Genomic DNA, 6,000 nt, shown 5'->3' on the forward strand with positions numbered 1-6,000 from the left:
TACAGTCTGCCCGTGGTCACTGCAGGTGACGACAACACCGGCCAGGATGCGCTGCCGACGGACACGCCGTGGATCACGGGCGTGAGCACCGGCATCATCAATCTGGTGCGTGATCAGGCACCTTCGGATACAAGCTCCGAAACCGGCTTTGACTCCTCCACCGATCTCAATGACATCAACATCGACCTCACGGAGGACATCGGTCTCTACCGTCCGGTGGCGCTGGGCAACATGGTGTTCGCGGACAACAACTCGAACGGTCACTATGACTCGGGTGAAGGCTTGTCCGGCGTCAGGGTCGAAATCTACACTGACACGCAGTTCCCAGAAGTGGACAATCCGCTGGCCTTCACCACGTCGGATTCGACGGGCCGCTACGGCTTCAACTTCCTGCGTCCCGGCAATTATTTGGTGCACATTCCGTCCTCGCAGTTCCAGGTCGGAGGACCGCTGTATCAGCGCATCAGCATTCTCGAAGGTCTCGTGGGTGACGATGACGTGGGTGAAGACGGCATCAATGACGGCCTGCCAACGGACAACGGCGTGTCGTCTCTGGTGATCAGCCTCTATCCCGGCAATGCGCCGACGGATGACAGCGGTGAAACCGGCTTTGAATACACATCGGATGACCAGAACGACGCGGCGATCGACCTGACGATCGACTTCGGCTTCCAGACGCCGGTCGGCGTGGGCAACCTGGTGTTCATCGACACCAACCAAAACAGCCAGGCTGACGTGGGTGAAGGCGTGGACGGTGTGACGGTGGAACTCTACCGCAGCAGCCAGACACCGGGCTTTGGTGTGCCGCTCTTCAGCACCATCACCAGCGGTGGCGGCCAGTACTTCTTCGACTCGCTGCCTGCGGGCGACTACGTGGTGCACATTCCGTATACGCAGTTTGAGCCAGGGCGTCCGCTCAACGGGCTCTCCTCCCTCGCAGGAGCCAGCAGCGCCTCCCTGGATCTGGATGATGACGTGCCTGACAGTGAAAACGGACTGGATGACCCGTCCCCATTCCTCAACGGCATCAGCAGCGCCGTCTTCACGCTGGCGGTGAATGCGGAGCCGACCGATGCGAGCGGTGAGACGGGTGCGTTCAAAACGATCGACTCGTTTGATGATGACAACTTCAACCTCACCATCGACTTCGGCTTTGCCCTGAACAATCCGAACGGCGTCGGCGTGGGCAACCTGGTCTTCGTGGATCTCAACGGCAACGGTGTCTATGACTCCGGTGAAGGCATCGACGGTGTGAAGGTGCAGCTCTTCAGCGCGACGGCGGACGTGCATGCGGCCAATCCGATCTCCACGGTGATCTCGAACAACGGCGGCAGCTACATCTTCAGCAATCTGGTGGAGGGAGCCTACAAGATCTTCATCCCGGCCACCGAATTCGCCGCAGGCAAACCACTCTCCGGCTGGCGCTCGCTGCCGGGCGACGGTGCGGACAATGGCGTGGATGACAATGTGGATGAAAACGGCATCGATGTGGAGGATCCGTCCGCCACGGGTGTGGAGTCCGCGCAGTTCTACCTGTCCCCCGGAAACGAGCCGACCGATTCTCTCGGTGAGTTTGGCAGCAATGCCTTCATGGATGATGCGAACGATGCCAACACCGACCTGACCGTCGACTTCGGCTTCTTCCGCTCCGTGTCGGTTGGCAATCTGGTGTTCCTGGATGCGAACTTCAACGGCCGTGCGGATGCCGGTGAAGGCGTGGGCGGCGTCACGCTGGAGCTGTATAACGAAGGCGCGTTCATTCCGTTTGATGCGCCGGTGGCCACCACGACCACGAACACGGACGGCACCTATCTCTTCGCCGATCTGGCACCGGGCCGCTACTTTGTGCGCGTGCCATCATGGCAGTTTGACTTTGGCTCGCCGCTGTTTGGCTATGCCAGCATCTTCGGCACGCAGAGCGGTGACGACAGTCTGGGTGAAGACGGCCTCGACAATGGAAACCCATCCGTCAATGGCATCCAGACGGCGATCGTTGACCTGACGCCGACCAATGCGCCGACCGGCAGCCAGGAAGGCGGCTTCCAAGGCAGCAGCGATGACATCAATGACGCCTCCACCAATCTCACCGTGGACCTTGGCTTTGTGCTGCGCTCGGGCGTTGGCAACGTGGTCTTCAACGATCTCAACAACGACGGCCTCTTTGATCCGGGTAATGAGTACGGCGTCGATGGCGTCACCGTCGAACTGTGGTCCAATGAGGCGAACGCGACGACGGCGGTGGGCAGCACCACGACCTACGGCGGCGGTCTCTACAGCTTCAGCGTGGCGCCGGGCAGCTACTATGTGAAGATTCCTGACAGCAACTTCCAGGACGGTGGCGCGTTGGCGAATCTGGTGCCTTCGAAGCCGGTGGCGTCGGGTTCAGCCGTGCCGACCACGACGGCGGGAGATGATGACACGAAGCAGGATGGTTATACCACCGGCGCCGTGCTGACGGAGGGCGCACTCACGCCGGTCTTCACGCTGGTGCCGGCGCAGTCGCCGACCGCAGCCACCACGGAAACCGGCTACTACTCCGAGTCCGATGACTTTGATGATGCGAACGTGGACCTGACGATCGACCTCGGCTTTGCGCCGAAGCCGCTGAGCGTGGGCAACCTGATCTTCCGCGATGTGAATTCGAACGGCCACTATGACAGCGCGGACTTCGGTGTGGCCGGGGTCAACGTGCGCCTCTTCAAGGTGGGTGACGATCCGGCGACCGCCACGCCGGTGATGGAAACGACCACCAGCATCGACGGCACCTACCTGCTGAACACTTATGAGGAAGGGCAGTACTTCCTCTACATCCCAGCCACGCAGTTCACGAGCGGCGGCGCACTCTTTGGCACGACCTCCGCGACTGGCGTCGGCAGTGACGACGGCCAGGATGATGGCGCGGATGAAAACGGCCAGGATGCCGCCAATCCGACGAGCACGGGCGTGAGCTCCACGGTCTTCGCACTGGCCTATGGCACCGAGCCGCAGGGCGAGGCGGGCTTCCTCAATTCGATGGATGAGTTCAATGACGCGGATGTGGATCTCACGATCGACATGGGCTTCACCGGCGGCACGCTGCCAAGCCTGATGAACATCGGCAACCTGGTCTTCAACGACGCCAACAACAACGGCGTGGCGGATGCAGGCGAAGGTGTGCCCGGCGTCTGGATGCTGCTGTATGCCGGCAGCGGCACGGCGGGCTCCACCAGCTTTATCCGCAGCACCACCACGGACGTGAGCGGCCGCTACTTCTTCACCAACTTGAGCCCCGGTGTTTACACGGTGCATGTGGCTGCAGACAACTTTAAGGCGTCCATCAACATCAACGGTGGTCCGGTGGGTCCGGGACCGTTGCACAAGATGATGTCGCTGCGCGGCAACCAGACCACCCTGGGTGATGACAACCTGGGTGAAGACGGCATCGACTCCCAGAGTCCTGAGCAGGTGGGCATCACGGCACCGGCGGTCACGCTGACGGCCAATGCCGCGCCGACCGGCGCGCAGGAAGGCGGCTTCCAGGGCACTTCGGATGATGCCAATGACAGCAACGCCGACCTGACTATCGACTTTGGTTTCTCCACACGTCTGGGCGTGGGCAATCTGGTGTTCCGCGACGCGAATGCCGACGGCAAATACCAGGCCGGCGTGGACAGAGGCCTCGCGGGCATCCAACTGGAGCTGGTTTACAACGACGGTGCGGGTGCGGAAAAAGTGGTGAGCACAACGACGACCGACACCACCGGCAAGTACCTCTTCTACGCGCCGCCGGCAGTGTCTCCGCAGACCTACTATGTGCGCATCCCTGCCGCGCAGTTCACTGCCACCGGCCCGCTGAATTTCCTGGTGCCAAGCATGCTGACGACCAACGGCAGTGACGACAATCTGAACCAGAACGCGCAGCCAGCGGCCGATCCGGAAACGACCGGCGTGGTGACCGCCGGATTCTCCCTGGTGGCGGGCACGCTGCCCACGGACACGGATGGCCGTGAATCTGGATTCGACAAGACCAGTGACAATGATGACGATGCCAACATTGACCTGACCATTGACCTCGGGCTCAAGGCGAAGGCGCTGATGGTCGGTAACTTGGTGTTCCGTGACGCGAATTCGAACGGCACTTATGAAGCGGGCATCGATGTGGCGATGGCGAATGTCACCGTGCAGCTCTTCCAGCAGGCGCAGGCCGTGACGGACACGCCGGTGTCTGAGGCTGTCACTGCGGCAGACGGCACCTACATGCTCTACGCCACCGCGCCTGCGGCCTACTACGTCCACATTCCTGCCGGCATGTTTGCCACAGGTGCGCCGCTTGATGGCATGACCTCGGTGGTCGGCACGGGCAATGTGGTGCTGACCACCAACGCGGACACCGCCAAGGATGACCGCTTTGATGAAAATGGCGACGACGCCACGCAGCCTTCTGCGACGGGCGTCTCCTCCGGCATCATCAATCTGGCCTACGGCACCATGCCGCTGAACAGCAGCGTGACCGCCGCGACCGGTGAAAACGGCTTCCAGTCCTTCATGGATGATGCAGCGGATGAATCCGGCATGATGACCGTCGACTTCGGCTTCCTGGGCAGTGCGGGCTCGCCGAATGGCGTGGAGGTCAAACGCAATCTGGTGACCAATCCCGGCACTGCGACCACTGCGGCAACCTTCACAGCATGGCAGACGCAGAACAGCCTGGGCGGACTCAACAGTCCAAATGATGATCCGGATGCGGATGGCCAGACGAACCTGCTGGAATACGCGCTGGGCACGGCGGGTGGCAACGGCCTGGGTGTGTCGCGCTTCACGCTGGTGAACAACACGGTCTCGGGTGCCATCGACGCAGTGCTGACACGGCCTGCGGGTGAGCATGCAGACCTGCGCTACTCGCTGGAAGGCAGCAATGATCTCAGCATCTGGACCACGCTGGCGCTCACACCTGTGACCACGGCCAATGCGGATCAGACAGAAACGCTGCGCTACAGCGCGGTGGAGTCTGCCTTCAGCGGTGCGGCACATGGCTACCTGCGCCTCAAGGTGACGCTGGATGCCAACCTCGACGGCACGCCAGAAGCCACGGCCACCACGGGTGCGCAGGGCTGGGCACGCATGCAGTTTGCGGTGGGCCGCCAGTCACTGTCCATGCCGCTGCTGCTGCCTGCCGTTTACACGGGGCAGGTCGCCTCGGTCAGTGGCCGCACGGTGGTGCTGAGCATCAACGGCGGAGATATCCGCACGCAATTGCAGAATGGTGTGAGCTACTATGTGGAAGTGCTCAACGGTGCGCTGACAGGTCGCACCTGGGATCTCGACGCCACGGTTTCTACGAGCAGCATCTCCCTCACCACCAGCGCGGACAGCGCACTGGCCGGTGCCCGCATCCGCATCCGTCCGCACTGGACGCTCGGCGCACTGCTGCCGGTGTCCGGCCTGCAGGCTGCTGCCACGGCGGATACAGCAGACCGCCTCATGTTCTTTGACAGCGCCAGCGGCCAGTTCCAGATCGACTGGCTGCAGACTGCGACGAACGGTGGAGCGCAGTGGGTGCGTGATGGTGATGCCTCGCTCGCGAATGATGCCGCCCGTGTCATTCCACCGCAGACGGGCATGCTGGTGCAGATCCGCAGCACGCCGGCCACGCTGACCTTCCTGGGTGAAGTCCGCAGCGCGGCACTCGCGCTGCCGCAGACCGCAGGCACAGCGCTGCTGGGCACTGGTTTGGCCACGGCCAAGACTCCGGGTGCGCAGCCATTCACCATCGGTTCCCGCCTGCGTCTGTGGAGCGGTGATACTGATCCTGCCACAGCGGTGTATCAGAACTACCTGCTCAATCCGCAGTCCCAGTGGGTGGATGAAACCACCGGCCTGGAGGTGACGAACCTGCCGCTGCTGGATGGCTTCCGCGCGTTCTTCCTGGTGAAGCCGTAAGGGGGAGGGCTCGTTGATCGGCGCTGGGCAGGCGGGGAAGGGGGGGACCCTGCGAAAGCGCTGGCCGACGGGCATGAGTGG

The 6,000-nt window shown here is 62.4% G+C and carries 1 protein-coding gene (only partly in view); it reads left to right on the plus strand.

The genetic code is table 11. The features are described from left to right. Positions 1-5,919 carry the end of a putative Ig domain-containing protein gene (locus AC24GY_RS22200; protein ID WP_487687334.1) on the plus strand. Its footprint begins 24,531 nt before the window's first position, so the window shows 5,919 of its 30,450 coding nt (coding positions 24,532-30,450); the start codon falls outside the window, past its left edge; its stop codon occupies positions 5,917-5,919. The last annotated feature ends 81 nt before the right edge of the window (positions 5,920-6,000 follow it).

The organism is Prosthecobacter sp. Pr1 (assembly GCF_057652315.1).